The sequence below is a fragment of the Sediminivirga luteola genome (assembly GCF_014639315.1).
GTDB lineage: Bacteria > Actinomycetota > Actinomycetes > Actinomycetales > Brevibacteriaceae > Sediminivirga > Sediminivirga luteola.
The window spans coordinates 237,322-263,114 of sequence record NZ_BMFY01000002.1; the positions used below are offsets into that span (position 1 = coordinate 237,322).

Below are 25,793 nucleotides of genomic sequence, written 5' to 3' on the forward strand. Positions count from 1 at the left end.
GTTCACGGCCGGCCTGACATCAGGAGACGACCATGTCACTGCTGCGCACCGCCGCCGCGCGCCTGACCCTGGCGCTGACCTCCATCGGGCTGCTGGTCCTGACCGCTTGCGCCGCTCCCGGCGCCCAGGAGGGATCCGGCGCCGATGAGGAAACCACCATCCGCGTCGGCGTCCCCCGCACCTTCGGTTTCCTCAGCGTCCTGTGGGCCCGCGACTACCAGATGGACGGCTATCGCTTCGAATACTCCTTCTTCCCCAACTACACCGACCTGCTCAGCGCCCTGGCCAGCGGGAACGTCGATGTCGCCGAGGGCGGCGACGTCGGGCTGATCCAGACCTACATCAACACGAACGGCGGAGTGCGCGCCTTCGCCGTCACCGAGCCCGCTCCCGGCGCGCAGTCCGTGCTGGTCAAACCGGACAGCGGCATCGAATCCGTGGCGGACCTGGCCGGCAAGCGGGTGGTCGGCAGCACCGCTGCCAACTACTACCCGGCGTTCGTCACCCTGCTGGAGCAGGAAGGCCTGAGCCTGGAGGACATCGAGTTCGTGGACTCGAACCCGAACGACGCCATCCAAGCCTATGTGCAGGGCCACGTGGACGCCTTCATCAGCACCGACCCGGCCACGGCGTTCGCGCAGGAGCAGACCGACTCGGAGATCCTGGCCGGCTTCGGGGACATCTTCGACAACTACTACCCGTACTTCGCCTCCAACCAGACCCTGGAGGACAAGCCCGAGGCGATTCAGGCGCTGACCACCGCCATCGCCGACAACATCGACTGGGCGGTGAACAACCCCGAGGAGTACGTGGAGCTGCTCGCCCCGGAACTGGGCTTCTCCGAGGAGGCGCTGGAGCTGAGCATCGGCCGCGGCGCCACCGGCCTGCAGCCCATCGACGACGAGTTCCTGGACGAGTCGCAGGAATGGCTGCAGACCTACGGGGAGTACGACATCGTCACCGACCCGGACATCGACCTGCGCGAGGTCTTCACCACCGACTTCAACGACTATGCCGTGCCCTCCGGCACGGCCGGCTGATCTATCCGGGAGGAACCCATGACTGACCGTCCCGCCCTCGCCCGGCGGCTCCGCCGTGCCGTCACCAGGCTCGCGATCGCCTCGACCGTGCTCAGCCTGGCCGCCTGCGCCGCACCCGACCATCGGCGCCGGTTCGGTCTACGCCCATAACGCCGCGGTGCTGCGCGCCTTCGGGGAAGGCTGAACGCACCCCGCGGAGGCGCAAGCGCCGCTGGGGACCAGGGAGCGCAGTCTCAGGTGCGCGGGTGCAGATGCGCCCGCTCGCCTTCCCGGTCGAAGATGATCAGCATCTCCACCGGGCCGCCGTGGGCGTGCAGGGCGTGGGGCGTCATCGTGGTGAATTCCGCGGCCTGGCCCGGTTCGATCAGCATGACCCGTTCGCCCAGCTGCAGGCGCAGCGTGCCGGAGAGCACGGTCAGCCATTCCCACCCGGGGTGCACCTTCAGTTCCTGGTCCGCGGGGGGCGGCTCCGCGGCCAGCCGGATCTTCGCGACTGTGGCTCCGCCGACGGCGCCCTCACGGGAGAGCATCCACATGGTCATGCCCGGGCGGGAGTGCGACTCGGGCCGGATCACGACGTCCTCATCGGAGGGCGGCTCCAGCAATTGATCCAGGGTCGCGTCCAGCGCCCGGGCCAGGGCGACCAGCTGATCCAGAGCGATGCGGCGATGCCCGGTCTCGATGCGGCTCAGAGTGGAGGTGCTCATATGGCAGCGCGAGGCCAGCGCCTCCAGCGACCAACCACGTGCCAGGCGCAGACCCCGGATACGGTGACGGGCGAGATCCTCCACGGGAAGTTCTTGCTTCATGCGCAAAACTGTATTCGTCAAGCGCAAGGGGCGTCTACCGTGGAGGCATGGACGCACAAGACGCACAACATGTGGACTATGACGTTGCGATCATCGGCGGCGGGGCTGCCGGGCTCGGCGCAGCCACCACCTTGGCGCGCTCGCTCCGGCGGGTCGTCGTCATCGACGCCGGCGAACCCCGCAACGCCCCGGCCGCCGGCGCGCACAATCTCCTCGGCCGTGAGGGCATCAACCCGCTGGAGCTCCTGGCCACCGGCCGGCAGGAGGCGCTCGGCTACGGCGCCGGATTCATCGACGGCACCGTCGTCAGCGCCCAGCGGCACGCTGACGGGTTCCGCCTCGGGTTGGCGGACGGCACCGGCATCGGCGCCCGCCGGATCGTCCTGGCGACGGGACTGGTGGACGAGCTCCCCGAGGTACCGGGGCTTCGCGAGTACTGGGGTTCGCGGGTATTGCACTGCCCCTACTGCCACGGCTGGGAGGTGCGCGGCAAAGAGATCGGAGTCCTCGCCACGAGCCCGATGAGCGCCCACGGCACCCTGCTGTTCCGTCAGCTGAGCGACCGGGTGACCGTGTTCCTGCAACCCGGAGTCGAGTTCGAGGACGAGACCTGGGAGCAGCTGGCGGCCTTGGGCGTTCAGGTGATCGAGGGCCGGATGCTCCGGCTGCGGGAAGCCGCCGGGGACGGAGAGACGCAGCTGGAGGCCGTCATCGCCGGAGAGCGGGAGACGACCTTCCGGATGGACGCCCTCGCCGTGGCACCACGGTTCCGCAGCCGCGGCGACCTGTACCAGCAACTCGGCGGCACGCTGAGCGAGCACCCGATGGGCGAGGTCATCCCGGCCGGGATGATGGGCGTGACCGACCTTCCCGGCGTGTGGGCGGCGGGGAACGCCGGAGATCTGAAGGCGACGGTCTCGGTGGCCCACGGCGCCGGGGTCGAGGCCGGCGGCGCCGTCAACGCCGATCTGGTCGCGGAGGACGCTCGCCAGGCGGTGCTGGCCCGCCGGTGAGGCGGATCCGGCTCCGCGCCGGCTAGCTGTTCAGCACGGGCGGCGGCGCCACTCCGGTGCAGAGCGTGCCGCTTAGGGCTGGTCGCGCAGGTACCGGCCGAAGTGCGGCACCGTGAAGGCGATCCTGCCGCGCTCGGCGGAGTACACCAGGCCCTTCTTAAGCAGGCCGTCGCGCGCCGGGGACAGGGACTGCGGCTTCCGGCCAAGCGCTGAGGCCAGTGCCGCCGTGGGAACGCCGCCGTCCTGCCCGTGCTCAAGTTCGCATTCGGCCAGCCCGCGCATGTATTCGCGCTCGGCGGGGGTGGCGCGTTCATAGCGGGAGCCGAAGAACCCCACCGCCAGCTCGCTCTCCGCGTGGGGTGCGGCCACGCGCACGTCGTCGGCGGTGATGGGCGAGCGGGGCGCCACGTCCCAGGCGGCCTTGCCATATGCCTGCACGAAGTACGGATAGCCGTCGGTGGCGTCGTAAAGCGCCTCCAACGCTTCCGCGGTGTAGTCCGCCTCCTCCTCCAGGGCGGGGGCGCGCAGCGCGCGGTCGGCCTGCTCGCGATCCAGGCGGTCAATGCGCACGTACCGGAACAGCCGCTCACTGTAGGACTTGCTGGCTGAGAGCACCGCGGGCAGATGCGGCAGGCCGGCGCCGACGACCACCAGCGGCAGGGACTGCTGGGAGAGCTCATGGCAGGCGGCGCACAGCGCCGAGATGTCGTCCGCGCCCAGATCCTGCATCTCGTCGATGAACAGCGCGATCCCGCGGCCGGTGTCCTGCGCCAGGCCGGCGGCGTCGCTGAACAGCTCGACCAGGTCGATCTCGATGTCGCCGGTGTCGGCCCTGCCCTGCACCGCCGGGGCGTCGATGCCCGGCTGCCACCTCTCGCGCAGCGCAGCCTTGCTGCCCGCGGAGCGCTGGGCGAAGGCTTTGAGCACCCCCAGCACGTGGGTGCGGGCCTCGTCGTCCCGGACGCCCAGTTCACGGATGGCCTGGTGCAGCGCCGAGGACAGCGGCCGGCGCAGCTCGGAGTCCGGGCGCGCCTCGATCTTGCCCGTGCCCCAGCCGGCCCGTACCGCGGCGGAGCGCAGGCTGTTCAGCAGCACCGTCTTGCCCACGCCGCGCAGGCCGGTCAGCACCAGGGAACGCTCCGGGCGGCCGCGTGCGATCCGCTCCAGGACCACGTCGAACAGGCCCAGCTCGGTGTCGCGGCCGGCCAGCTCCGGCGGACGCTGTCCCGCACCGGGGGCGTAGGGGTTCCGGATGGGATCCATGCCCCTAGGCTACGGCCGTATCGGCCTCTCTACGGCGAGCGACATACGCTCCCCCGCCGGGGTGCGGACTGAGTCGGCGTGCGGCGCGCCCCTGGCGAGTTGATCAATCGTTAAGTATGGTCGAAGCGCATGCTTTTCAGCGCGGAGAAGCCTGCCTGGCGTCCTGGCCCATCCGGCAGCTGCGCCTGCGGCAGCATCCCGCGTGAGAGCGCCTGCACCCGGGCGCGCTCCGGACGCACTTCATACGAAGGGAAGGAAAGAACGCCAGATGCGAATCGCCGTCTTCACCAAATACGTTCCCGATGCTGCGGAGGAGCGCACCTTCACCGCTGACAAGACCGTCGACCGCGACACCGACGGCCTGCTCTCCGAGCTGGACGAATACCCGCTCGAAGAAGCACTCACCTTCGCCGAGGCGCACGGCAAGGACGCCGAGGTCATCGCGATCACGGTCGGCCCCAAGCAGGCCGTCGCCGCGGTGAAGAAGTCGCTGCAGATCGGCGCCAAGCGCGGCGTCCACGTGCTCGACGACCGGATCGCCGGCTCCTGTGTGCTGTCCACCTCGCGCGTGCTGGCCGCGGTCGTGGAGAAGCTCCACGCCGAGGCTCCCCTGGACCTGGTGCTGACCGGCCTGGCCTCCACCGACGGCGTCACCTCCGCCGTGCCGGTCCAGGTGGCCGAACGGCTCGGCTGGCCGGCCGCCACCGTCGCCTCCTCGGTCGAGGTCGCCGACGGCAAGGTGCGCATCCGCCGCGACGGCGACACCTCCTCGCAGTTCATCGAGGCCGAGCTACCGGCGGTGGTCTCCGTGACCGATCAGATCAACGAACCCCGCTACCCCTCCTTCCGGGGCATCATGGCCGCCAAGCGTAAGCCGCTGGACACCTGGACCCTGGACGATCTGGGCGTCTCCGGCGACGAGGTCGGCCAGGCCGCCGCCTCCACCGTGGTGCAGAGCATCACGGAGCGGCCGCCGCGCACCGCCGGTGAGATCGTCCACGACGAGGGCGATGGCGGCCGCCGGCTGGCCGAGTATCTGGCCGCTCAGAAGCTCGTCTGACCCACCGGCCGGCGCTTGCGCCATCGGCGGACGCCACGGCACCCGCGCCGGCCGCGCGCTTAAGGCTCTTCCAAGTTCTTTCCGGCCGTCAACGGCCCGCATGATCGTCAAGGAGAACAATCCATGTCCGAAGTCCTCGTCCTGGTCGACCACGCGGACGGCACCGTCCGCAAGCCCACCTTCGAGCTGCTGACCCTGGCCCGCCGGGCCGGCACCCCGGTGGCCGTGTTCGTCGGCGCCACGGAAGCCGCCTCGAACGCCGCCGCGACGCTGGCGGAATACGGCGCCGAGACGGTGCTGGTCGCCGACGACCCGGTGTACCAGAACGTGCTCGTCACCCCCGCGGCGGAGCTCCTGGCGCATCTGGTCGGCTCGCGGCAGCCCGCGGCCGTCCTGCTGCCCTCGTCCTTCGACGGCAAGGAGATCGCCGCCCGCGCCGCAGCCAAGACCGGCTCCGGCGTCATCACGGACGCCATCGACGTCGACGCCGACCTGACCGCCACCCAGCAGGTCTTCGCCGCCGCCTACACGGTGACGTCCAAGGTGGCCAAGGGCACGCCGTTCATCACCGTGAAGCCGAATTCGGTGGCGGCCGAGCCCGCCCCGGCCACCGGCGCGGTGGAAGCGATCGACTTCACGCCCTCGGGCACCGGCGCCCGGGTCGTCTCCGTGGAGGAGAAGCCCGCCTCCGGCCGGCCCGAGCTGACTGAGGCCGCCACCGTGGTGACCGGCGGGCGCGGCACCGGCGGGGACTTCGGCCCCGTGGAAGCGCTCGCCGATGCGCTCGGCGGTGCTGTGGGCGCCTCCCGCGCCGCCGTCGACGCCGGCTGGTACCCGCACGCCCACCAGGTCGGGCAGACCGGGAAGACCGTCTCCCCGCAGCTCTACATCGCCGCGGGCGTCTCCGGTGCCGTGCAGCACCGCGCCGGCATGCAGACCTCGAAGACCATCGTGGCCGTCAACAAGGACGAGGACGCCCCCATCTTCGAGCTGGCCGACTTCGGCGTGGTCGGGGACATCTTCGACGTCCTCCCGCAGGCCACCGAGGAAGTCAAGAAGCGCAAGGCCTGAGCCGCCCGGCCGCGACGGCCGCCGTCCCCGGCGCCGCGCGCACCGGCACCCGGCTCCTTCCTGGCGCTCTCCCGGGCCGGTCCGCACGAGCGGGCCGGCCCGGGAGTCGTTTTCGCCGTCATCACACGCGGCGCGGAACGTCCGCGCCGGCCCCGAGACGCTCTAGATTGGACGCCAGGACCCGAACACGCCCGCACCAGCTTCCAGGAGACGCCCATGCCGCCCGGTCTGCCGCGCCGCAGGATGCCCTGGCGTGGCTGGCGGCTGGCGCTGCGGGGCACCTACGTGCAGTTCAGCCGCAACGGGCTGCCCCAGCTCGCCGCCGCCATGTCCTTCTTCAACATCCTGGGCCTGCTGCCGGCGGCGCTCGCCCTGGTCTCCATCCTCGGCCTGTTCGGGCAGGGCGCCCAGACGATCGACGCCATCCTGCAGGTCGTCGCGGAGATCACCGGCTTCCGGATGCTGCTGGAACTGCGCGAACCGCTCGTGGAGATCTCCCTGGCCTCCTCGCCGCTGCCGGTGTTCCTCGCCAGCATGGTGGGCGCGCTGTGGACGGTCAGCGCCTATGTGCTGGGCATGGGCAGCGCCCTGAACCGGATCTACGGCGTCGAGGAGGGCCGGCCGTACTGGAAGCTGCGCCCGCTGATGATGCTGGTCGCCCTGGCCGTGCTGGTGATCTTCGTGCTCGTGATGCTCTCCCTCCTGATCGGCGGGGACATCGCCCAGCGGCTCGGGGACCTCGTCGGGCTGGGCGACCTCTCCGTGCAGCTGTGGTCCATCGGGCGGTGGCCGGTGATCCTCCTCCTGGCCATCGCCCTGATCTCCCTGCTCTTCTACGCCACCCCGAACGTGCGCCGCCGGCGGGTGCAGTACCTGAGCATCGGCGCCGTGTTCGCGCTGCTGTGCTGGGGCGGGCTGACCTACGGCTTCTACGCCTACGTGCAGGGCTTCTCCGAGTACAACACCGTCTACGGATCGCTCGGCGGCGTGATCATCGCACTGCTGTGGGTGTGGATGTCGAATCTGGCTCTGCTGATCGGTGCCGCCTTCGACGCCGAGGTCATCCGCGCCGCGCAGCTGGCGGCGGGCATGGACGCCACCGCGCAGATCAGGCTCGTCACCCGTGACGAGAGCCGGCTGGAGACCCAGGCGCGGCTGATCGACCGGCATGCCGACCTGGCGGAGGAACTCCGCGAGGGCGATCAGCGCTGACGAACAGCGTCCCAGGTGAGCAAGGGGGTACCGGTGACAGCGATAGTGCCGGTGAGCTAGGCTCGATATGACCGCGCACACGCCCCTCGGCCACTCCCGCACGGGCACGCTGCATCATCGACGGGCACTGCAGGCAGGCCGAGCGACAGACGAGGAGACTGCCATGAAGAAGCGCCTGATCCTGCTCGCCGGACTCGGAGTCGGGTATGTCCTCGGCTCGCGTGCCGGACGTCAGAGCTACGAGAAGCTCAAAGCCCAGATCCAGGACTGGTGGTCCGACCCGCGTGTGCAGGACACCGTCACCCAGGTGACCGACACCGTCAAGGAGAAGGCGCCCGAAGCCGCTGAAGCGGTGAAGGAGGCCGCCCCGGTCGTCGCCGAGAAGGCCCAGCAGTACGCGGCGCAGGCCAAGGAACAAGTCAAGGACGCCGCCGACAAGTTCAAGGACACCGCCCAGGAGGGCGCCGACGCGGTCAAGGATGCCAGCGAGGACGCCGCGGAGAAGGTCAAGGAAACGGCGGACGACGCCGCCGAGGCAGCGGACAAAGGCGTCCAGCAGGCCAAGGAGACGGCGGAGAAGAAGGCCGACGAAGCGAAGCAGAAAGCCGGTGCGTCGAAGGGCTCCGGCACCGCGGCAGGCTCCGGAAGCGCGGGCTCCGGCAACGGCACCAAGGCTTCCTCGTCCGGTGCCGCGAAGAACTCCGGCTCCTCCGGCAGCTCGACCTCCTCACGCGCATCCGGCAGCGGGTCTTCCGGCAGCGGCTCTTCCGGCAGCAGGTCCTCCGGCAGCGGGTCCTCCGGCAGCTCATCGAGCGGGTCTTCCGGGACCAAGAAGCAGTCCTGACCCATCCTCGGGCGCCTCGGGTTGCGCACAGCGCGAGCTGCCCGGCTGGTTTCCGGCCCCGGCCGGCCTTCGCATGTTTCGGCTTGCGCGGACCGCCGGGGCCGTGCCGTGCCGGGACCGTTTCAGAGCAGCGCCGAGGTCAGCCGCGCCACGTTCTCGAAGTAGCGCTTGGCCAGCGGCCTGCTCACCCAGCGCTCCAGCGTGAGCTCCTCGCAGTTCGGCCGGTAGTCCGACTCTTCCAGCTGGTACATCCGGGAGACGAAACCCTCATCGGCGATCATCAGCGAGATCTCGAAGTTCATCGCGAAGGACCGCTCGTCCATATTGGACGAGCCGATGACAGCCACATCGTCGTCCACCAGGATGAACTTCGAGTGCAGCACCACCGGCGCGTGGTACAGGAAGATACGCACCTTGGCACGCATCAGCTCCTCGTAGAACGAGCACTGCGCCAGGTGCGTGATGGTGTGATCGCCGGTCTCCCCGACGTATAGCCGCACCTCCACGCCGGAGAGCGCCGCCGTGGTGAGGGCGTGCATGATCGACTCGTCCGGCACGAAATACGGGCTGCAGATGACGATCCGCTCGTTCGCGTTGTAGATCAGGTGGTTGAACAGCCGCAGATTGTTCTCCAGCTCGAACCCGGGCCCCGAGGGCACCACCTGGCTGATCCCATCGGCGCTGAGCTCCTCCGGCAGGCGCGTGTCGAACTCGTCGAAGAGGATCTGCTCGGTCTCCGAGTACCAGTCGGTGATGAACACCGCGTTGAGCGCCGCCACGATGGGACCCTCCGTGCGCACCATCAGGTCCAGCCACTCCAAGCCGCGGCGCAGATTGCCCGGCTTGTTGTAGGAACGGTGGATGATGTTCTGAGAGCCGGTGTAGGCGCAGGCGCCGTCCACGACGAGGAGCTTGCGGTGATTGCGCAGGTCCGGCCGCTGGTACTCCAGGCGCCACGGCCGCACCGGCAGCATCCGCCGCCACGGGATGCCCGCGCTGTCGAGCAGCCGGACGAGTTCCTTATAGCCGGGGTAGCCGAGGGAACCGACGTGGTCGATGAGGATGCGCACCTTCACCCCGCGCTGATGAGCCCGCAGCAGCGCCTCGATGAGCTCCTTCGTCGCCGGATCCAGGGAGACGATGTAGAACTCGAAGTGCACGTACTCCTGGGCCCGGTCGACATCGGCGGCCATCAGGCGCATGCACTGGTGGCTGTCCGGCAGCAGCTCGAAGCTGTTCCCGCCCAGCAGAGGAAGCGTCCCCAGCGTGTAGTTCAGCTGCGCGGCGGTGCGGACGTACTCCGGCAGGTCGTCGGCATCGGCGGCGATGGCGCCCCCGCCGCTGAGTTCACGGATGTAGCGGTTGATCTCCGTCTGCTTCTCACGCCGCGGCCGCGGCGCCTTGGCCGAACCGAACAGCAGGAACGCGAGGATGCCGACGTACGGGATGAAGAAGATGGCCACCAGCCAGCCCAGTGCCACCGAGGGTTTGCGCTTGTTCGGGATCCATCCGAGGGCGACGATGCGGATGAGCAGATCCACCCCGACCAGCACGATGGTGGCCCACAAGGGGAACCCAGTGACCGGAAACAGCGAGAACCCCATGAACGACATCCTACGTGGGGGCCGGCGCCTCGCAGCGGCGGGCGAAAGACACCGCGGAGGCCGGTGCCGCGGTCACTCGCCGGTGAAGCGAGGGTCGCGCCGCTCGAAGAACGCCCGCTTGCCCTCGGCGAAGTCCGCGGAGAAGAACAGCCGCCGCTGGGCGTTCTTCTCCGCCGCGAGGGCTTCCTCCAGGCTCGGGGCGCGGTACCGCAGCACCGCCTTGGTGCCGCTCACCGCCGCCGGCGCCCGCCCGGCGAGGTCCCCGGCCAGGCGCTGGGCCGCCGGAAGCGCGGCCTCCCCGGCAACCTCGTCGACGATCCCCTGGGCCAGCGCCGCCGCCGCAGGAATCGGTTCGGCACGCAGCAGCAGGTAGCGGGCCCGTGCCGGGCCGACCCGGGCGGCGAGGAGGCTCAGGATCCCGCCGTCCGGAAGAAGCCCCAGGCGGGTGAAGGGCAGCACGAACACCGCCGTCTCATCGGCGATCACGGCATCGCACGCGAGCGCGAGACCCACCGCAGCGCCGGCGGCCGGACCGGAGACCGCGGCGACCGACGGCACTTCCAGGCCCGTCACCAGGCGGACCATGGCGGCGATGGCGTCCATCTGCTCATCGGCGCCGCGTTCGTCCGCCGGCGGCATCTGCGCCAGGTCGCCGCCGGAGGAGAACACCCCGCCGGAGCCGGTGAAGACGACCGCCTTCACCTGGTCCCCGTGCTGGGAGAGGGCCGTGGTGAAATCGTGGAACATCTCCACGGAGAGCGCATTGCGCGAGGCCGGGTTGTGCAGCTGGACGGTCAGGACGCCGGAAGCGGAGAGCTCGGACTGGATCAGGGACATGACGGGCTCCTCGTGCGGTTGGCGGACGGGGGCTGCCGCGAGGTCGCGTGCGCTCCCACGGCGGTGCGGCCTGGCTCGGCGCGACTCCGCTGAGCCATCACCTGCTCTCGACCCTATCGGACCACGGAGTTCCCCTGCCTTGCACATGGCGCCCGCCGGTGACCTTCACGAAACAACCGGCGAGTGACAGAACAACACCGTCTACGGGGGTGTTCTGTCACTACCCGGTTGTTCTCCGTGAGGGCGCGCCGCGTGGTCGCCCGGGCCCCATGCGCCGAGCCGTCGGCCGGGCCGGGTGCCATGGCGCTTAGGGTAGGGGCAAGCATCGAGGCAGGAGGGACCCGTGAGGGAGCTGGGACCGCAGGACCGCGCCGACACCGCCGACGGCTGGCACCCGGCTGAGGCCGTGCCCCCGGTGCCGGTGCGCCCCGCTGCCAGCGTGATCGTGCTCCGGGAGGGCGGGGACGGGCCCGAGGTGTTCTTGCAGCACCGGGTCTCCACGATGGATTTCGCCGCCGGGGTCGCGGTCTTCCCCGGCGGCCGGGTCGATCAAGCCGACCGCGGTTCCGAGGTGCCCGCCGGTGTCCCGGAGGACCTGCTGGCCCGCCACGCACGGGCCTGGCGGCACACCGACGAGGCCGGCACCGTCGACGGCGCGCGGATGATCCTGGCGGCCGCGCTGCGGGAGGTGGCCGAGGAGACCGGTGCGGCCCTGGATCCCCTGCGGCTGATGCCGTGGGCCAACTGGATCACGCCGCCGGGGCGGCCGCGGCGCTACGATACGTACTTCTTCCTCACCGCGGCCGATGCCGCGCTCACCCTGGAGCATCGCACGAGCGAGGCCCACCGGTCGGTGTGGACGCCGGTGCGGCAGGCGCTGGAGGACGAGGAACGCGGCGAGGTCAAGCTCATGCGTCCCACGCTGACTCTGCTCAGGGAGCTGGCATCCCTGGGGTCAGCCGAGGACATCCTGGCGCAGGCCGCCACCGGACGGCGGATCGAACCGGTCCGGCACGACCGCTGAGGTCCGCTTAGCGCAGGGGTTGTGCCCTAATTCCGCGTCAGTTCACGTGGAATTAGGGCACAACCGCGGAATCATCAGGACGGACTACTTGGGTGCCATCCGGATGGCGCCGTCGAGCCGGATCGTCTCGCCGTTGATCATCGGATTGGCGATGATGCTCTCCACCAGCTGCGCGTAGTCGGCGGGCGTGCCGAGCCGGCTCGGATGGGGGATCTGGCTGGCGAGCGACTGCTGCGCGGCTTCCGGGAGCCCGGCCATCATCGGCGTCTGGAAGATCCCGGGCGCGATGGTGACCACGCGGATGAGGGAGGAGGCCAGCTCGCGCGCCATCGGCAGCGTCACGGCGGCGACGCCGCCCTTGGAGGCGGAGTACGCGATCTGCCCGATCTGCCCGTCGAAGGCCGCCACCGAGGCGGTGTTGACGATGACCCCGCGCTCCTCGCCGACCGGTTCCGTGCCCTGGATCGCCACGGCGGCCAGGCGGGAGACGTTGATGGTGCCGATCAGGTTGATCGCGATGACCTTGCTCAGCTGCTCCAGGGGCAGCGGCCCGCGCTTGGAGACGAGCTTGCCGGGTGTGGCCACGCCGGCGCAGTTGACCACGATGCGCAGATCGCCCAGGCTCGCGGCCAGGTCCACCGCCGCCTGCACCTGCTCCTCATCGGTGACGTCGGCGGCGGCGAAGTGCGCCCCCTCGCCCAGTTCCTGGGCGGTCTGCCGGCCGGCGTCCTCGTTGAGGTCCACCATGACCACCTGTGCGCCGGCTTCCAGCAGCTTGCGCGCAGTGCCGAGTCCGAGTCCGGACGCACCGCCGGTGACGAGAGCGACAGCACCGTCGATCTTCATAGTCCACGCCTTTCGGGAGGGGTCCGGCGGGCCCGGCTGAGGGCGTGCCGGACCGCTGGTCGATCAGGTCCGATGTGAGGCACGTTACCACCGGCGTCTGGGTATCATCGTCGCAGAGCGGAACTCATTTCTCCTCCAGGAGGGCGCGATGGCGGGCACCTCGGAGACGCGGACGCGTCCCGGCCGCGCCGCGCTGCTCACGGCCGCCCGCAGGACCTTCTCCTCCAAGGGCTACGACGGCGCCTCCATCCGCGATATCGCGCAGGAGGCCGGACTGAGCCTGAGCGCGCTCTACTACTACTTCCCCTCCAAACAGGACGCGCTGCTGGAGCTGATCTGCTCGACCTTCGACGATTTCCTCGGCAGCGCCCACGCCATCCTCCAGGAGTCCGGCGAGGACGCCCGCTCGCAGCTGGACGCGCTGATCAGGTTCATCGTCCGCTTCCGCATCGCCAACCGGGAGGGCAGCCGCGTGCTGCTCCGGGAGACGGAGCGGCTGGATCCCGAGCGACTGGAGATCGCCCGGGCCCGCCAGATCGCCTCCAATGAGCTCATCAAAGGCGTCGTGCTGCGCGGGGTGGAGCAGGGGCACTTCCGCACCCCGTACCCGGAGGAGGCGGTGCGCGCCGTGGTGTCCTTCTGCAACTCCCTGCCGCTGTGGTACCGAGAGGACGGGCGCCTGAGCCCCGCGCAGCTGGAGGAACGGTACACGCATTTCGCCTTCCGGCTGCTGGAGGCCGAGCCGGAGACGTCATGCCGCCCCGGCGCCGCTTCTCCTGGGGCCGTCCGTACCTGAGGTGTGCGGCCACCGGGAAACCGGGGCCATATCCTGAGATGGCTGAACCAGGGGGCCCTGTGCTGCCGCCGCAGCTGGCAAGATGCATATATGAGCGAACGCGCCGGCACTCCCGCCCTCCCGGAAGACCTCATCGACGTCGACGCCCTCCTCGACGCCTACCACAGCAACGAGCCGGACCTGTCCGACCCCGCCCAGCAGGTGGTCTTCGGCACCTCGGGGCACCGCGGGTCCAGTCTGAACGGCTCCTTCAACGAGGCGCACATCGCCGCGATCACCGCCGCCATCATCGAGTACCGGCGGCAGGCCGGCATCGGCGGCCCCCTGTTCCTGGGCCGCGACACGCACGCGCTGAGCGAGCCCGCGCTGGTGACCGCGCTGGAAGTGCTGGCCGCCGCCGGGGTGCCCACCTTCATCGACGACCGCGACGGGTTCACGCCGACCCCCGCGCTCAGCCACGCCATCCTGCGGTACAACCGGGACGCCGGCCGCGGGGCGAAGGCCGACGGCATCGTCATCACTCCCAGCCACAACCCGCCGGCCGACGGCGGCTTCAAATACAACCCGCCGCACGGCGGACCGGCCGGCACCGAGGCCACCGGCTGGATCGCCGCCCGCGCCAACGAGCTGCTCGCCTCCGGCTGGACGTCCATCCCCCGCACCCCCTTCACCCGGGCGTACAAGCTCGACAACACGACCAACCACCCCTATCTGCACGACTACGTCGACGATCTGCCGCAGGTGCTCGACATCGACGCGATCCGCGCCTCCGGGCTGCACATCGGCGCCGACCCGCTGGGCGGGGCGAGCGTGGACTACTGGGCGACGATCGCCGAGCGGCACGATCTGAACCTGACCGTGGTGAACCCCGCCGTGGACCCCACCTGGGCGTTCATGACGCTGGACTGGGACGGCAAGATCCGGATGGACTGCTCCTCCCCGGCCGCCATGGCCTCGCTCATCTCCGCTCGCGACGACTACGACATCGCCACCGGGAACGACGCCGACGCGGACCGGCACGGGATCGTCACGCCGGACGCCGGCCTGATGAACCCGAACCACTACCTGGCCGTGGCCATCGGCTACCTGTTCTCCCACCGCCCGGGGTGGCCTAAGACGGCGAAGGTCGGCAAGACCCTGGTGAGCTCCTCCGTGATCGACCGGGTCACCGCCTCGCTCGGGCGTGAGCTCTACGAGGTGCCGGTCGGTTTCAAGTGGTTCGTCGACGGGCTGCTCACCGGTGAGCTGGGCTTCGGCGGGGAAGAGTCCGCCGGGGCGAGCTTCCTGCGCCGCGACGGCGGGGCGTGGACGACGGACAAGGACGGCATCCTGCTGGCACTGCTGGCCAGCGAGATCACCGCCGTGACCGGCTCGACGCCCTCCCAGCACTACGCCGGCCTGGTGGAGCGCTATGGCGAGGCGGCCTATGCGCGCACCGACGCCCCGGCCAGCCGGGAGCAGAAGGCCGCGCTGAAGGACCTGAGCTCCGAGCAGATCAGCGATGAGTCCATCGCCGGCGAGCCCATCGTCGCCGCCCTGACCCGCGCGCCCGGCAATGACGCGGAGATCGGCGGGCTCAAGGTCGTCACGGAGAACGCCTGGTTCGCCGCGCGGCCCTCCGGAACGGAGGACGTGTACAAGATCTACGCGGAGTCCCTCAAGGGCGCCGAGCACCTGTCCCGTATCCAAGACGAGGCCGCGCGGCTGGTCTCCCGTGTCATCGAGTCGTGAGGATTGTTCTCCACCTACGCTGAGGCCCTGAGTCTTCCGGGCGCACTACGCTTCTCCCTCGCCGGGCTGCTGGCCCGGATGCCCATCGCCCTGCTGGGGATCGGCACCGTCCTGTTCGTGCAGCTTCAGACCGGTTCCTATGCACTGGCCGGCGCGCTGGCGGCCGTGCTCGTCTGCGCCCAGGCCATCGGCAACCCGCTGCTGGCCAAGGCCGCCGATGCCCGCGGCCAGGCCCGGGTGATGATCCCGGCCGCGATCGTGCACGTGCTGAGCCTGGGCGGCCTGATCGCGTCCGTCTACGCGCAGTCGCACCCGGTGGTCGTGGTGCTCCTGGCGCTCGTGACCGGCGCGAGCCTGGGCCCGGCGGGCTCCCTCGTGCGGGCCCGCTGGATCTACGCGGTGAAGTCCCCGCAACAGCTCAACGCCGCCTTCTCCTGGGAGGCGATGATGGACGAGCTGCTGTTCATCACCGGCCCGGTCCTGGTGACCGTGATGGCGACGACGCTGTTCTCAAGCGCCGGGCTGGCGCTGTCCCTGGTGGTGCTGTCGGTGGGCGCCTGCCTGCTGTACATGCAGAAGGCCAGCGAGCCGCCCCTCACGCGTGCCACCGGGACCAAGCGGGGGCGGGTGCTGGGCAACCCGGGGATCCTCGTCGTGGTGGTGTGCTATCTGCTGCTGGGAATGAACTTCGGCGCGATCGACATCATCGCCATCGCCTTCGCCGACGAGCAGGGTGCGCAGCCGCTGGGCGGGGTGCTGCTGGGCATCTTCGCGGCCGGTTCGCTGGTCGCCGGCGCCGGTTACGGGACGATCCGCTGGAAGGCGTCGGCGGCGACCCGGCTGGTGGTCGCCAACACGGCCCTGGCTCTCGGCCTGTGCCTGCTGCTCCTGCCGCACAACCTGTTCCAGATGGGCGCCGTCATGTTCGTCGTCGGTTTCGCCATCGCGCCGACGCTGATCGCCGGCAGCACCCTGCTGCAGGAACTGGCGCCGCAGGGCAGGACCACGGAGGCGCTGTCCTGGTCGGGGACGTCGATGGGCATCGGAGTCGCGCTCGGCTCCCCGGCAGCCGGTGCCATCATCGACGGCATCGGAGCCCAGGAGGCGTTCTGGCTGGTGGCCGGACTGGGCCTGGTCTCCGCGGTGGCGGGCTGGCTGGGCCGGTCCACGATGAGACGGGCGTGAGCGCGCCGGCGACGTCAGACGGCTGACTGCGCGGCGCGGGCGAGGCTCCCGAAGCCTGCCGGACCGCCGTCAGCGTCCTCCGGAACGCGCCGGTCCCTCAGGATTCCTCGAAGCGGGCCGCGAGGCGCTGAGCCAGATGGTCCAGCAGCTCACCGGCATTGGCGCGGCACAGCTCGGGGTCGGGTTCGATGTCAGTCAGGGCGAGCACCCCGGCGAATCCTGCCTCGTCGATCTGCTCCTGGCTCAGCTCGCTGACCCCGCAGACCACCCAGGTCTCCAGTCCCGCCTCTCGCGCACGCCGGGCGACGCCGTGGGCGACCTTGCCGTGGAGGGTCTGCCGGTCGGCCTTGCCCTCGCCGGTGACGACGACGTCCGCCCGGGCGAGTTCCTCCCGGAAGGGGCCGAGCTCCAGCACGGCGTCGATGCCCGGCCGGCGCTCCGCTCCCAGCAGCGCCATCGCCGCGAAGCCGATGCCACCGGCGGCACCTGCACCGGGGCGGTCAGCCGCTTCCGGATCGACCAGGCCGGCCAGCCGGCGCAGCCCCGCGTCGAGCCGCCGGACATGGTCTGGTCCGGCACCCTTCTGCGGCCCGTAGACGGCGGCCGCGCCATCGGGACCGGTCAGCGGGTTGTCGACGTCGCTGGCGAGGACGACCTCGACCGCGCCGATCCTGGGGTCCAGCCCCCCGGCCTCCACCGCCTCGAGCTTCTCCAGCCGGCCGGGACGGACCTCCTGGCCGTCGGCATCCAGGAAGCGCGCGCCCAGGGCGGTGAGCATGCCGATGCCGCCGTCCGTGGTGGCGACGCCGCCGACACCCAGGACGATGGTGGTGGCCCCGGCATCAAGGGCATGGCGGATCAGCTCACCGGTGCCGTAACTGGTGGCCTCCATCGGCATCGGCCGGCGCGGGTCCATGAGCGTCAGCCCGGAGGCCTGCGCGGTCTCGATCACGGCGGTGGTGCCGCGGAGGGCATAGGCGGCCTCGACCGGCCGTCCGTGCGGACCTGTGACCAGAGAGCGATGCTCGGTGAAACCGGAGGCCAGCACGGCCGCGACGGTGCCGTCCCCGCCGTCGGCGGCCGGGACGCACGCGGCGGTGTGCCCGTGGCTCTCCAATCCCCTGGCAAGGTGCGTGGCGACCTGCTCCGCGCTGAGCGTGCCTTTGAACTTGTCGGGAGCGATCAGGAAGTGCATCCTCCCATCATTCGCCCCGCGGGGTATTCAGCACAAGGGACGCCCGATGTCCTGACCGGCGGAGGCCCGACGCCCGCTCAGGGGATAACCCGCTGCCCTGCAGAAGGGACCTGTATGACGCACGAGGACGCAATACGACGGGATCAGTGGCGGATCGGGGAAGAGACGGGGGAAAATGAAAGCCGTGACGGCCACACATCTCCCAGCCTGACCGCCACGGTGTTCATACCGTAGTGCGCCCGTTCACGGCGCATCCAGTGAGGTGCACCTAACATTGAACCCCCGGACCGCGCGGTCCGGGGGTTCAATGGTTCACACACGAGGCGTCAGGGCTTTCCGGGACCGCCTGCGTCACCGCCCTGTCCGGGCTGACCGTCCTGCCCCGGCGCACCATCCTGCCCGGTCTGGCCATCCTGCCCGGTCTGGCCGAACTGGCGCTTCCGGGTCAGCAGCACGACGACCGCGGCGACCGCGGCCAGTACTCCCAGGCTCAGGATGACGATGGTGATGGGAGACCAGCCGTCGCCATCGCCGGACCCCAGCGCGCCACGGTCGTCCTGGACGTCCTGGCCCCCGCCGTCGACCACGCCGCCACCGAGGCCCGCCGTCTCATCGGCGCCGTCGGCCTCGTCCTCATCCTCGGGCGCGGCCTCCTCACCACCGGCGATCGTGAAGGCGAACGACCCGGAGACCGGGTGCCCGTCCTCGGAGACGACCCGCCAGTTCACGGTGTACTCGCCAGGCTCGAGATCGTCCGGGAGGGCACTGGTCAGCGTGGTCCCCTCCACCGTGTAGGAGCCGGCGGAGTAGTCGGTGCCGTCGCGTTCGACGGTGATCTCGGTGCCGATCTCCTGGATGTTGCCGCTGAAGGTCAGCTCCAGCCACTGCGGCTGTTCGTCGAGGACCTCGCCGTCCCCGGGGTTGCTGGAGACCAGCTCGTCGTGCGCGGCGGCCGGTGCGGCGGTCCACAGACCGCCGAGAAGAGCGAGCAGGGTGGCCGCGAGGAGAGCGGCGAGCGCGCGAGGCGCCCGGAGAGTGCGTGCAGTCGTCATGCCGGGACATGCTCCTTGTGTGGGATGATCCGCTTTCCACCCAGGGTACTGCGTCGCCCTGACAGCTGGCCGCACGCGGACCGTGATGTGGCGTACCCGGCACAACGTGCCGCATGGGACACTGGTGCGCGTGACCTTCCGGACCGTACGGGCGATCGCGCCCGGTCTCCTCTCCTGCCTGGTGGGCGTGCTCGTCGCCATCGCCATCGCCGCCAATGTGGACGGCCTGCCGATGCTCACCGCCGCCGTGATCCTGGGTCTCGTGCTCGGCAATGTCACCGGCATTCGCCAGTACGCCGGCACCGTGCTCAAACCCGGGCTCGACTTCGCCGCCAGGACGGTCATGCGCGCCGGCATCGTGCTGCTCGGGCTGCAGCTGAGCCTCGGCGACGTGGCCGGTCTGGGCGTGGCCGGCATCGGCGCCGTGATCGGCCTGGTGATCCTGGCGTTCGCGCTGATCTGGCTGCTGGGCCGGCTGTTCCGCCTGCCCCACGACGAGTCGCTGCTGATCGCCTCGGGGTACTCCATCTGCGGCGCCAGCGCCATCGGCGCGATGAGCGCGGTGACCCGCACGCCGGCCGGACGCGCCGCCGCGCCGGTCGCGCTCGTGACGCTGTGCGGGACGCTGTCGATCTTCGTCCTGCCGCTCCTCGCCGTGCCGCTGGGGCTGAGCGACCCGCAGCTGGGCTGGTGGGCCGGCGCCGGCGTGCACGATGTCGGGCAGGTCGTGGCCACCGCCGGCAGCGCCGGCACTGCCGCCCTGGCGGTCGCGGTCGTGGTGAAGCTCACCCGGGTCGTCATGCTGGCGCCGATGACCGCCGTGGTGAGCCTGGCCGCCCGCCGGAACCCGGCCCTGCTGGCGGCGGAGGCGCGCGGGACGGACGCGAGCGGTTCCCGGCCTGCCATCGTGCCCCTCTTCGTCCTCGGCTTCCTCGCCGCGGTGCTGCTGCGGACCAGCGGCTGGCTCCCGGAGGCGGCCCTGGAGACCGCGGCAGGGGCCCAGCACGTCCTGCTGGGCGCCGCACTCGTCGCTCTCGGCTCGCAGGTGAAGATCGGGCGGCTGCTGACGACCCAGTCGCGCTACCTGGCGCTCGGCCTGCTCGCCTGGATCGTCATCGGCGGCCTGGCACTGCTGCTGGCCCTGCTCCTAGCCTGAGCGGCGTCGGCTGGGGGCGCTTCAATCCGGTCGACGCCCGGCCCGGCCGGCGACCGGTACGGTCCGGCCGGACCCTTGAGTGCTCAGTCCGGGCGGTCTCCGGGACCGCCGAGCCGGTCTTCGATGAAGCCGAGCAGTTCCCCGAGTCCCGCCTCGACCTCGTCGAGCATGCGTTCCTGCTCCGCCGGGCCGCCGTACCAGGGATCGGCCATGTCCAGCGCCGGATCCCACCCCGCAGGTCCGGCCGGCACACGCTGGAGTCCCGCGGCGGCGCGGGCCCGCGGATCGAAGCCGCGGTAGAGCAGGATGCGGTCGGTGATCCGCTCGTCGCCTCCGGCCAGCCGTGCCAGTGCCCGGGCGTGCCGTTCGGTCATCGCCAGGATCAGCTCGCGTTCCGGCAGCCAGTCCGCGGCAACCTGCCGGGCCACGTGCCCACCGGCCGGATAACCCCGCGCGGCCAGCGCCCTGGCGGTGTCCGGATAGACGGGACTCCCGGCCTCCTCGTCGCTGATGCCCGCGGAATCGACGCGCACGCGGCCCTCAAGACCGCGCTCGGCCAGCCGGGCGGCGAGCATCCGCTCGGCGGAGACGGATCGGCAGATGTTCCCGGTGCAGACCATGAGGATGCGATACATGCCCGCCATCCTAGGAGCGGCCCCGGCGGTCCCCGGAGCGGACATCTCCAGTGCCTCCGCCCGGCGCCGCAGCCCGCAGCCGTGATCCCAGCGACAACGATCCGCAGCCGGAGCCGCACCGGAACCGGCGCCCGCCCCCCGGTGTCAGTGACCCGCGATAGGTTAGAGGCCATGAGCACTATCGAGTCGATCCTGCCGCACCGCGACGAGTCCGTCAGCCCCCGGGACGATCTGTTCCGGCACGTCAACGGCGCCTGGCTGTCCAGCTTCACCATCCCGGCGGACCGGTCCGGCGACGGCGCGGCCCGCGAGCTCGTGGACGCCGCGGAGCAGCATGTGCGCGAGATCATCGACCGCGCGGCGCAGGAACCCGCCGCACCGGGCAGCGAGGCCCAGAAGATCGGCGATCTCTATCGCTCCTTCATGGACACCGAGCGCATCGAACGGCTCGGCACCGCACCCTTGCAGGACGCCTTCGCGAAGATCGCCGGCGCGGGCGACCACAGCGCACTCGCCCGGGTGCTGGGCGAGCTGGAGGCCGAGGGCGTGCCGGGCATCATCGCAGCCTACGTCTCCGCCGACGCCGGCGCCCCCGACCGGTACATCGCGTACTTCCAGCAGGACGGCCTGCACCTGCCTGACGAGTCCTACTACCGCGAGGAGCAGTACGCGCCGATCCGGCAGAAGTTCCAGGAGCACGTGGAGGCACTCGCCGCACTGGGCGGCCTGGAGGAGCACACCGGGCAGACAAGCGGCGCCATCGCGGAGACCGTGCTCAGCCTGGAGACCGCCTTCGCCGCCCACCACTGGGACGTCGTGGCCTCGCGGGACGCGGAGAAGACCTACAACAAGGTGGCGCTGGCGGACCTCCGCGCGCTGCTGGACGGCTTCGACCTGGACGCGTGGATGGCGGGCCTGGGCGCCGACGCCGGGGCCTTCGCGCACGTCATCGTCCGCCAGCCGGACTTCCTCACCGGCGCCGCCGCGGTCTGGGCCGCCCGCCCCCTGGACGACCTCAAGGCATGGCTGCTCTATTCCGTGCTGGATTCGCACGCCTCCCTGCTGAACGAGGACATCGTCGAGGAGGACTTCGCCTTCTCCGGGCGGGTGCTCTCCGGCGCGGAGGAGAATCGGGATCGCTGGAAGCGCGGGGTCTCCCTGGTCGAAGGTCTCCTGGGCGAGGCGGTCGGCAAGCTGTACGTGGCCGAGCACTTCCCGCCCCGCTCCAAGGAGCTGATGCTGGAACTGGTCGGCAACCTGATCGAGGCCTACCGGCGGTCCATCTCCGAGCTGCCGTGGATGGGCGAGGAAACCCGGCAGCGCGCCCTGGAGAAACTGAGCAAGTTCACCCCCAAGATCGGGTACCCGGACAAGTGGCGGGAGTATCCCTTCGAGGTCCGCGCCGACGACCTGGTGGGCAACTACCGCCGCGCCGCCCGCGCCGAGCACGAACGGCAGCTGGGACGCATCGGGCAGCCCATCGACCCGTACGAGTGGCTGATGAACCCGCAGACGGTCAACGCCTACTACCACCCCGTGCTCAACGAGATCGTCTTCCCGGCCGGCATCCTGCAGCCACCGTTCTTCGACCCCGACGCCGATGCCGCACTCAACTACGGGGCGATCGGCGCCGTGATCGGTCACGAGATCGGGCACGGCTTCGACGACCAGGGTTCGCGGTACGACGGCGACGGGAACCTGCGCGACTGGTGGACCGAAGAGGACAGGATCGCGTTCGAGACGCGCACCAAAGCGCTGATCGAGCAGTACGACGCCCTCGTCCCGGAAGGCCTGGAGCCGGACCAGCACGTGAACGGCGCCTTCACCATCGGCGAGAACATCGGCGATCTGGGTGGCCTGGGCATCGCGTGGAAGGCGTACCAGATCCACCTCGACGGGGCCGAACCGCCGGTGATCGAGGGAACGACGGGCGCGCAGCGGTTCTTCTTCGCCTGGGCACGCGCCTGGCGCGGTAAGCGCCGCACGGAGGAGAAGATCAAGCGGCTGGCGGTCGATCCGCATGCCCCCGAGGAATTCCGCTGCAATCAGATCGCCAGGAACATGGCGGCCTTCCACGAGGCCTTCGAGGTGCAGCCCGGCGACGCGATGTTCCTACCGGAAGAGGAACGCGTCACCATCTGGTGACCCTCCGGTTTCAGGCGGCGCCGGAGCGTGCCAGCTGGGCGAACTGGCGGACGAAGCCCTTCCAGCTGTCCGCCTCACCGCTGGTGGAGATCGCCGGCACCGCGGGAATCTGCCAGGCGAACTCGGCGATCCGGCGCGCCTCCCCCGGCGGCACCAGGCGCGGCTCGGCACGCCGGTCCCGGTCCTCGGCGGGCACGCTGGCACCGGGGGCCTCATCGGCGGCATCGGCCAGCAGCTCCGCCGCGCCGAACCCCAGGGTCGGCACTCCCTCGGCGAGGGCATCCGCCAGCAGCGCCCGCTCATGTTCCAGGCAGGCATCGGCGCCGGGCTCCTGGCCCAGCACGATGACGGCCTTGAACCCCGTCAGCGGCGGAATCCGCTCGCCCGCGGTGAGATCCACGGTGACCAGGTCCAGTCCGGCCTCCTCCCACCAGGCGCCAAGCTCTCCGAGCCCCAGGGATTCCTCGTTGCGGATCACCAGGACGGGGCAGTTCACGCCGCTGCGTCCCAGCGTCTGCGCCGGCTTCCGCTCGCCGGCCCAGACCGGGAACGGCAGCTCATTGCCCGCGATCGGCGCCGGGCACGTCGCGAAGGGAGTGAAGGCGAACGGCATGTTCACCGCGCGGTTGAAGTCAAGGACCACCCCGCCCTGGGCATCCGGGACGCCGAGCGAGAGCGTGCGCCACGCGGGGGTGAGAGTGCCGGAGGAAGCATCCGAGAAGAGCGCGGTCAGCCCGGTCTGAGCCGATCCGGTCGCGTGCAGCGTGACCTCGTGCCCCTCGTGCTCGAACCGCACTGTGCCAGGAGACAGCACGGTGTCCTCCAGGCCCGGCCAGGCAGTCGCGATGCGGTGTGCCACGGGTTCCTCGTGAGGCGCGAACACACCGGCTTTGACCCAGGACTCGTCCGGCTCGAACGCCGGGACGCCGTGGAAGGAACGCAGCAGCGGCGAACTGGAATCCCTCAGCCGCACCCCGTAGGTCGCGCCTCGCCGGATGAGCTCGAAGACCAGGGTGCCGCTGGAGATCCACAGCAGGTTCGCGCCGGGCCGAAGCCACGCGCGGAAGCCTCCCCGGACATCCAGGTCCACGCTCCGGCCTTCCTCTTTCGCCTGGCCCGCCAACCTGAGCGTCTCTGCCGTCGGGCCCGCCGTCTGGCCGCGGTCCAGGATCAGGGTGACCGCACCATCGGCGACCGTCCAGGTGCCGAGCATCCCGTCGAAGCGGTTCTCCCCCGGGCCCAGCCAGCGCAGACCGGTGAGGCTGAGCCAGCCGTGCGGCGAAGCGAGCTGCCGGACGCGTTCGTCATGCCACGCCTGCCATTCCGCCTGAAACTGATTCACCAGCCACACTTCCTATTGATCGTCTGCTCATCCATGTGCCGCGTGCGGGTCGGTCCCCGCGGACGGCGTGCCTGCGGGCGCACTCCCCGGCGCCCGCGGCTGCCGTGTGCCGGCCTCTCCCGGGCGCCGCACCGGCCGCATCGCAGCGCCCGCCCGAATTCCCCTGGCTGCGCCGGGCGTCGTGCCGCCCGCGAGGACCGTCCGGATCGTTCGGGGTATCCCGGCAATGCGTCTGTTCCCTACAGTAACGAGCACGGTTGTACGTGCAAGCAAGACCCCCGGGTGAAGACGGGCCCCTGGGGTATCCGCCGGTGCGACGGCGTGGTGCCCGCAGACCCGCGGGTGCCAGGTGCGCGGAACGCGGCACGCCGGGCGGGCGCTGCGTGGCAAGCGCGGGGCAAGCACCGTCCGGCGGGAATACCGGCACCCAGCCGTGCCTTGACCTAGGCGAGAGCCCGGCGTCGCTGACCCTCCGAACAGTCAAACCGTCGGGCGCCGCGCCGGCTGCACGCCGGCCGACGACGAGAGAGAGGACCCCGGCATGCCGGCTTCGGACTTCCTGCCCCAGGAGGGCACCGTGACCATGTTCACCACGAGCTGGTGCGGGTACTGCAAACGGCTGAAGCCTCAGCTGGCCTCGGCCGGGATCGCGGTCAACGAGGTGAACATCGAAGAGGTCGACGGCGCCGCCGCAGTCGTCGAGGAGGTCAACGACGGCAACCAGACCGTGCCGACGCTGCTGTACGCCGACGGTTCCGCCGCCACCAACCCTTCCCTGGCCCAGGTACAGGAGAAGCTCGCAGCCCTCGCCTGAAAGGGCGCCCGCGCCTGACGCGGTGCGCAGCGCCGCGCTTACGTCGTCGTTGCGGTCTTACGTCGTCGCTCTCCCGGGCTGGGCGGTGACGATCTACGAGCGGAGCGACGACGTAAGCGGCAGGCTGGACGACGATGTCAGGACGCGAGGTGGGCACATGCGCGGCCGGCAGAGCGGCAGCGTGCCGGACGCTGCCGGCGGGACGGTGCCAGGGGCTTCCGTGCCCCGTATCTCAGGCGTATCTCAGGCGCGCTCGAACACGAGGGACAGCTCGAGGGCGCCCTCGTCCTCGACTGAGACGAAGCCCAGATCGGGCGCCTGCACATCGAAGTCGGCCCACACGGCCGGGACTGCCCCGGCGACGGTCAGGCGGTTCTGTTCACGGACGACATCGAGCACGACCTCGGCGTCGTTCTCCACGCCGTTGATGCTCAGCACGCCCTGCGCGGTCACCTGCATGATGCCGGTGCTCTCGGCCAGATCGGCCAGATCGACCGGCCCGGTCAGGACGAACCCGGCTTCCGGATGCTCACTGGTGTCAACGGCCCGGGTGGCGAAGTACTCGTCCCGCTGCGCGGAGTCGGTGCGGACTTCCCGCAGGTCGATCACGACCTCACCGTCGGTGACGCTGCCGCCGGAGACCTCCAGCTCGCCGGTGACCGCTTCGGTGCGGCCGACGACGGTGACGTCCTCGCCGCCGAGCACCTCCTCCACCCGGTAGCCCGCCTCGGAGCCCTCGGCCAGCACCCATGCGCCGTCGATGCTCTCAGCCGGTTCGACCGGGACCTCCGCCTCCTGCGTGGCCTCCGCCGGGTCCGGGGCGGCGGCGTCCCGCTGGGCCGCGTAGATCCGGATCCCGCCGAACACCGCGACGGCCAGGAAGGCCACGGCGATGAGGAGGAACCACCAGCGGATGCGGGCGCGGGGAGCGTCCTCGGGCTGCTGAGGCACAGGCGTCCTTTCGGCTCAGGCGTCCCGGCCGGGACACCGCATGGGAGTGACGGCCAGCGACCGTAGATCGAGGATACCGCCACAGACAGATCCGGCCGGCACGTCCCGAAAGGACGTACCGGCCGGATCGTCGGCATTCCCCCGCGGCGGGCTTCACACCCGCCGCGA

General features: G+C 70.7%; 24 protein-coding genes. 14 read left to right on the forward strand and 10 right to left on the reverse strand.

The features are described from left to right. Positions 1-32: 32 nt before the first annotated feature. Positions 33-1,040 (forward strand): ABC transporter substrate-binding protein, encoded by a 1,008-nt coding sequence (locus IEW13_RS02885; protein WP_188549418.1) that lies wholly within the window; start codon positions 33-35, stop codon positions 1,038-1,040. 18 nt (positions 1,041-1,058) lie between these two features. Next, positions 1,059-1,190 carry a hypothetical protein gene (locus IEW13_RS17640; RefSeq protein ID WP_268235163.1) on the forward strand — a complete coding sequence of 44 codons (132 nt, stop codon included), beginning with the start codon at positions 1,059-1,061 and terminating at the stop codon, positions 1,188-1,190. Between the two features lie 83 nt (positions 1,191-1,273). Here the strand turns inward: IEW13_RS17640 and IEW13_RS02890 are convergent, their stop codons facing one another. Then, on the reverse strand, positions 1,274-1,849 hold the full coding sequence (locus tag IEW13_RS02890) for a helix-turn-helix domain-containing protein (protein WP_188549419.1): 576 nt from the start codon (positions 1,847-1,849) through the stop codon (positions 1,274-1,276). A 47-nt stretch (positions 1,850-1,896) separates the two neighbouring features. On the opposite strand from IEW13_RS02890, the gene IEW13_RS02895 reads away from it, so the two are divergent. Then, positions 1,897-2,862 (forward strand): NAD(P)/FAD-dependent oxidoreductase, encoded by a 966-nt coding sequence (locus tag IEW13_RS02895; RefSeq protein WP_188549420.1) that lies wholly within the window; start codon positions 1,897-1,899, stop codon positions 2,860-2,862. Between the two features lie 72 nt (positions 2,863-2,934). Here IEW13_RS02895 and IEW13_RS02900 read toward each other — a convergent pair whose 3' ends face one another. Continuing rightward, on the reverse strand, positions 2,935-4,125 hold the full coding sequence (locus IEW13_RS02900) for an ATP-binding protein (RefSeq protein ID WP_188549421.1): 1,191 nt from the start codon (positions 4,123-4,125) through the stop codon (positions 2,935-2,937). Between the two features lie 268 nt (positions 4,126-4,393). On the opposite strand from IEW13_RS02900, the gene IEW13_RS02905 reads away from it, so the two are divergent. From IEW13_RS02905 to IEW13_RS02920, 4 genes are all read left to right on the forward strand, one after another. Next, entirely contained in the window at positions 4,394-5,185 is a 792-nt protein-coding gene (locus IEW13_RS02905; protein ID WP_188549422.1) for an electron transfer flavoprotein subunit beta/FixA family protein, read from the forward strand. A 123-nt stretch (positions 5,186-5,308) separates the two neighbouring features. Next, a complete protein-coding gene (locus IEW13_RS02910; protein WP_188549423.1) occupies positions 5,309-6,256 on the forward strand; it encodes an electron transfer flavoprotein subunit alpha/FixB family protein in 948 nt (315 codons plus the stop codon). A 216-nt stretch (positions 6,257-6,472) separates the two neighbouring features. Then, positions 6,473-7,468, forward strand: coding sequence for a YihY/virulence factor BrkB family protein (locus IEW13_RS02915; protein WP_188549424.1), 996 nt, complete (start codon positions 6,473-6,475; stop codon positions 7,466-7,468). A gap of 163 nt (positions 7,469-7,631) precedes the next feature. Beyond that, a complete protein-coding gene (locus tag IEW13_RS02920; protein WP_188549425.1) occupies positions 7,632-8,312 on the forward strand; it encodes a hypothetical protein in 681 nt (226 codons plus the stop codon). A gap of 122 nt (positions 8,313-8,434) precedes the next feature. Here IEW13_RS02920 and cls read toward each other — a convergent pair whose 3' ends face one another. Continuing rightward, the gene (gene cls / locus IEW13_RS02925) at positions 8,435-9,916 is read right to left on the reverse strand and encodes a cardiolipin synthase (RefSeq protein WP_188549426.1); all 1,482 of its coding nucleotides are present in this window, start codon (positions 9,914-9,916) and stop codon (positions 8,435-8,437) included. 72 nt (positions 9,917-9,988) lie between these two features. Continuing rightward, the gene (locus tag IEW13_RS02930; protein ID WP_188549427.1) at positions 9,989-10,753 is read right to left on the reverse strand and encodes an enoyl-CoA hydratase/isomerase family protein; all 765 of its coding nucleotides are present in this window, start codon (positions 10,751-10,753) and stop codon (positions 9,989-9,991) included. A 343-nt stretch (positions 10,754-11,096) separates the two neighbouring features. On the opposite strand from IEW13_RS02930, the gene IEW13_RS02935 reads away from it, so the two are divergent. Continuing rightward, positions 11,097-11,777 carry an NUDIX hydrolase gene (locus tag IEW13_RS02935; protein ID WP_229744888.1) on the forward strand — a complete coding sequence of 227 codons (681 nt, stop codon included), beginning with the start codon at positions 11,097-11,099 and terminating at the stop codon, positions 11,775-11,777. A gap of 84 nt (positions 11,778-11,861) precedes the next feature. Here the strand turns inward: IEW13_RS02935 and IEW13_RS02940 are convergent, their stop codons facing one another. Next, entirely contained in the window at positions 11,862-12,623 is a 762-nt protein-coding gene (locus IEW13_RS02940; protein ID WP_188549428.1) for an SDR family NAD(P)-dependent oxidoreductase, read from the reverse strand. 148 nt (positions 12,624-12,771) lie between these two features. Here IEW13_RS02940 and IEW13_RS02945 point away from each other — a divergent pair, with 148 nt between their 5' ends. The 3 genes from IEW13_RS02945 to IEW13_RS02955 all read left to right on the forward strand — a co-directional run bounded on the left by IEW13_RS02945 (position 12,772) and on the right by IEW13_RS02955 (position 16,335). Beyond that, positions 12,772-13,419: a TetR/AcrR family transcriptional regulator gene (locus tag IEW13_RS02945; protein ID WP_188549429.1), complete on the forward strand. Its 648-nt coding sequence runs from the start codon at positions 12,772-12,774 to the stop codon at positions 13,417-13,419. A 90-nt stretch (positions 13,420-13,509) separates the two neighbouring features. Beyond that, the gene (pgm, locus tag IEW13_RS02950; protein ID WP_188549430.1) at positions 13,510-15,150 is read left to right on the forward strand and encodes a phosphoglucomutase (alpha-D-glucose-1,6-bisphosphate-dependent); all 1,641 of its coding nucleotides are present in this window, start codon (positions 13,510-13,512) and stop codon (positions 15,148-15,150) included. 3 nt (positions 15,151-15,153) lie between these two features. Continuing rightward, positions 15,154-16,335: an MFS transporter gene (locus tag IEW13_RS02955; RefSeq protein WP_188549431.1), complete on the forward strand. Its 1,182-nt coding sequence runs from the start codon at positions 15,154-15,156 to the stop codon at positions 16,333-16,335. Positions 16,336-16,432: 97 nt separating this feature from the next. Here the strand turns inward: IEW13_RS02955 and IEW13_RS02960 are convergent, their stop codons facing one another. Continuing rightward, positions 16,433-17,530 carry a glycerate kinase gene (locus IEW13_RS02960; RefSeq protein WP_188549432.1) on the reverse strand — a complete coding sequence of 366 codons (1,098 nt, stop codon included), beginning with the start codon at positions 17,528-17,530 and terminating at the stop codon, positions 16,433-16,435. Positions 17,531-17,856: 326 nt separating this feature from the next. Then, entirely contained in the window at positions 17,857-18,582 is a 726-nt protein-coding gene (locus tag IEW13_RS02965; protein ID WP_188549433.1) for a copper resistance CopC family protein, read from the reverse strand. Between the two features lie 130 nt (positions 18,583-18,712). Here IEW13_RS02965 and IEW13_RS02970 point away from each other — a divergent pair, with 130 nt between their 5' ends. Continuing rightward, positions 18,713-19,738 (forward strand): YeiH family protein, encoded by a 1,026-nt coding sequence (locus IEW13_RS02970; protein ID WP_229744889.1) that lies wholly within the window; start codon positions 18,713-18,715, stop codon positions 19,736-19,738. 83 nt (positions 19,739-19,821) lie between these two features. Here IEW13_RS02970 and IEW13_RS02975 read toward each other — a convergent pair whose 3' ends face one another. Further along, complete coding sequence (locus IEW13_RS02975; protein WP_229744890.1) at positions 19,822-20,373, reverse strand: low molecular weight protein-tyrosine-phosphatase; 552 nt, start codon at positions 20,371-20,373, stop codon at positions 19,822-19,824. Between the two features lie 171 nt (positions 20,374-20,544). On the opposite strand from IEW13_RS02975, the gene IEW13_RS02980 reads away from it, so the two are divergent. After that, on the forward strand, positions 20,545-22,518 hold the full coding sequence (locus tag IEW13_RS02980) for a M13 family metallopeptidase (RefSeq protein WP_188549436.1): 1,974 nt from the start codon (positions 20,545-20,547) through the stop codon (positions 22,516-22,518). A gap of 10 nt (positions 22,519-22,528) precedes the next feature. Here the strand turns inward: IEW13_RS02980 and IEW13_RS02985 are convergent, their stop codons facing one another. Then, positions 22,529-23,860: a DUF1684 domain-containing protein gene (locus IEW13_RS02985; RefSeq protein WP_188549437.1), complete on the reverse strand. Its 1,332-nt coding sequence runs from the start codon at positions 23,858-23,860 to the stop codon at positions 22,529-22,531. 541 nt (positions 23,861-24,401) lie between these two features. On the opposite strand from IEW13_RS02985, the gene IEW13_RS02990 reads away from it, so the two are divergent. Beyond that, positions 24,402-24,674: a mycoredoxin gene (locus IEW13_RS02990; RefSeq protein ID WP_188549438.1), complete on the forward strand. Its 273-nt coding sequence runs from the start codon at positions 24,402-24,404 to the stop codon at positions 24,672-24,674. 243 nt (positions 24,675-24,917) lie between these two features. On the opposite strand, the gene IEW13_RS02995 is transcribed toward IEW13_RS02990, so the two are convergent. Then, entirely contained in the window at positions 24,918-25,625 is a 708-nt protein-coding gene (locus IEW13_RS02995) for a YceI family protein (RefSeq protein ID WP_188549439.1), read from the reverse strand. Positions 25,626-25,793: the final 168 nt, after the last annotated feature.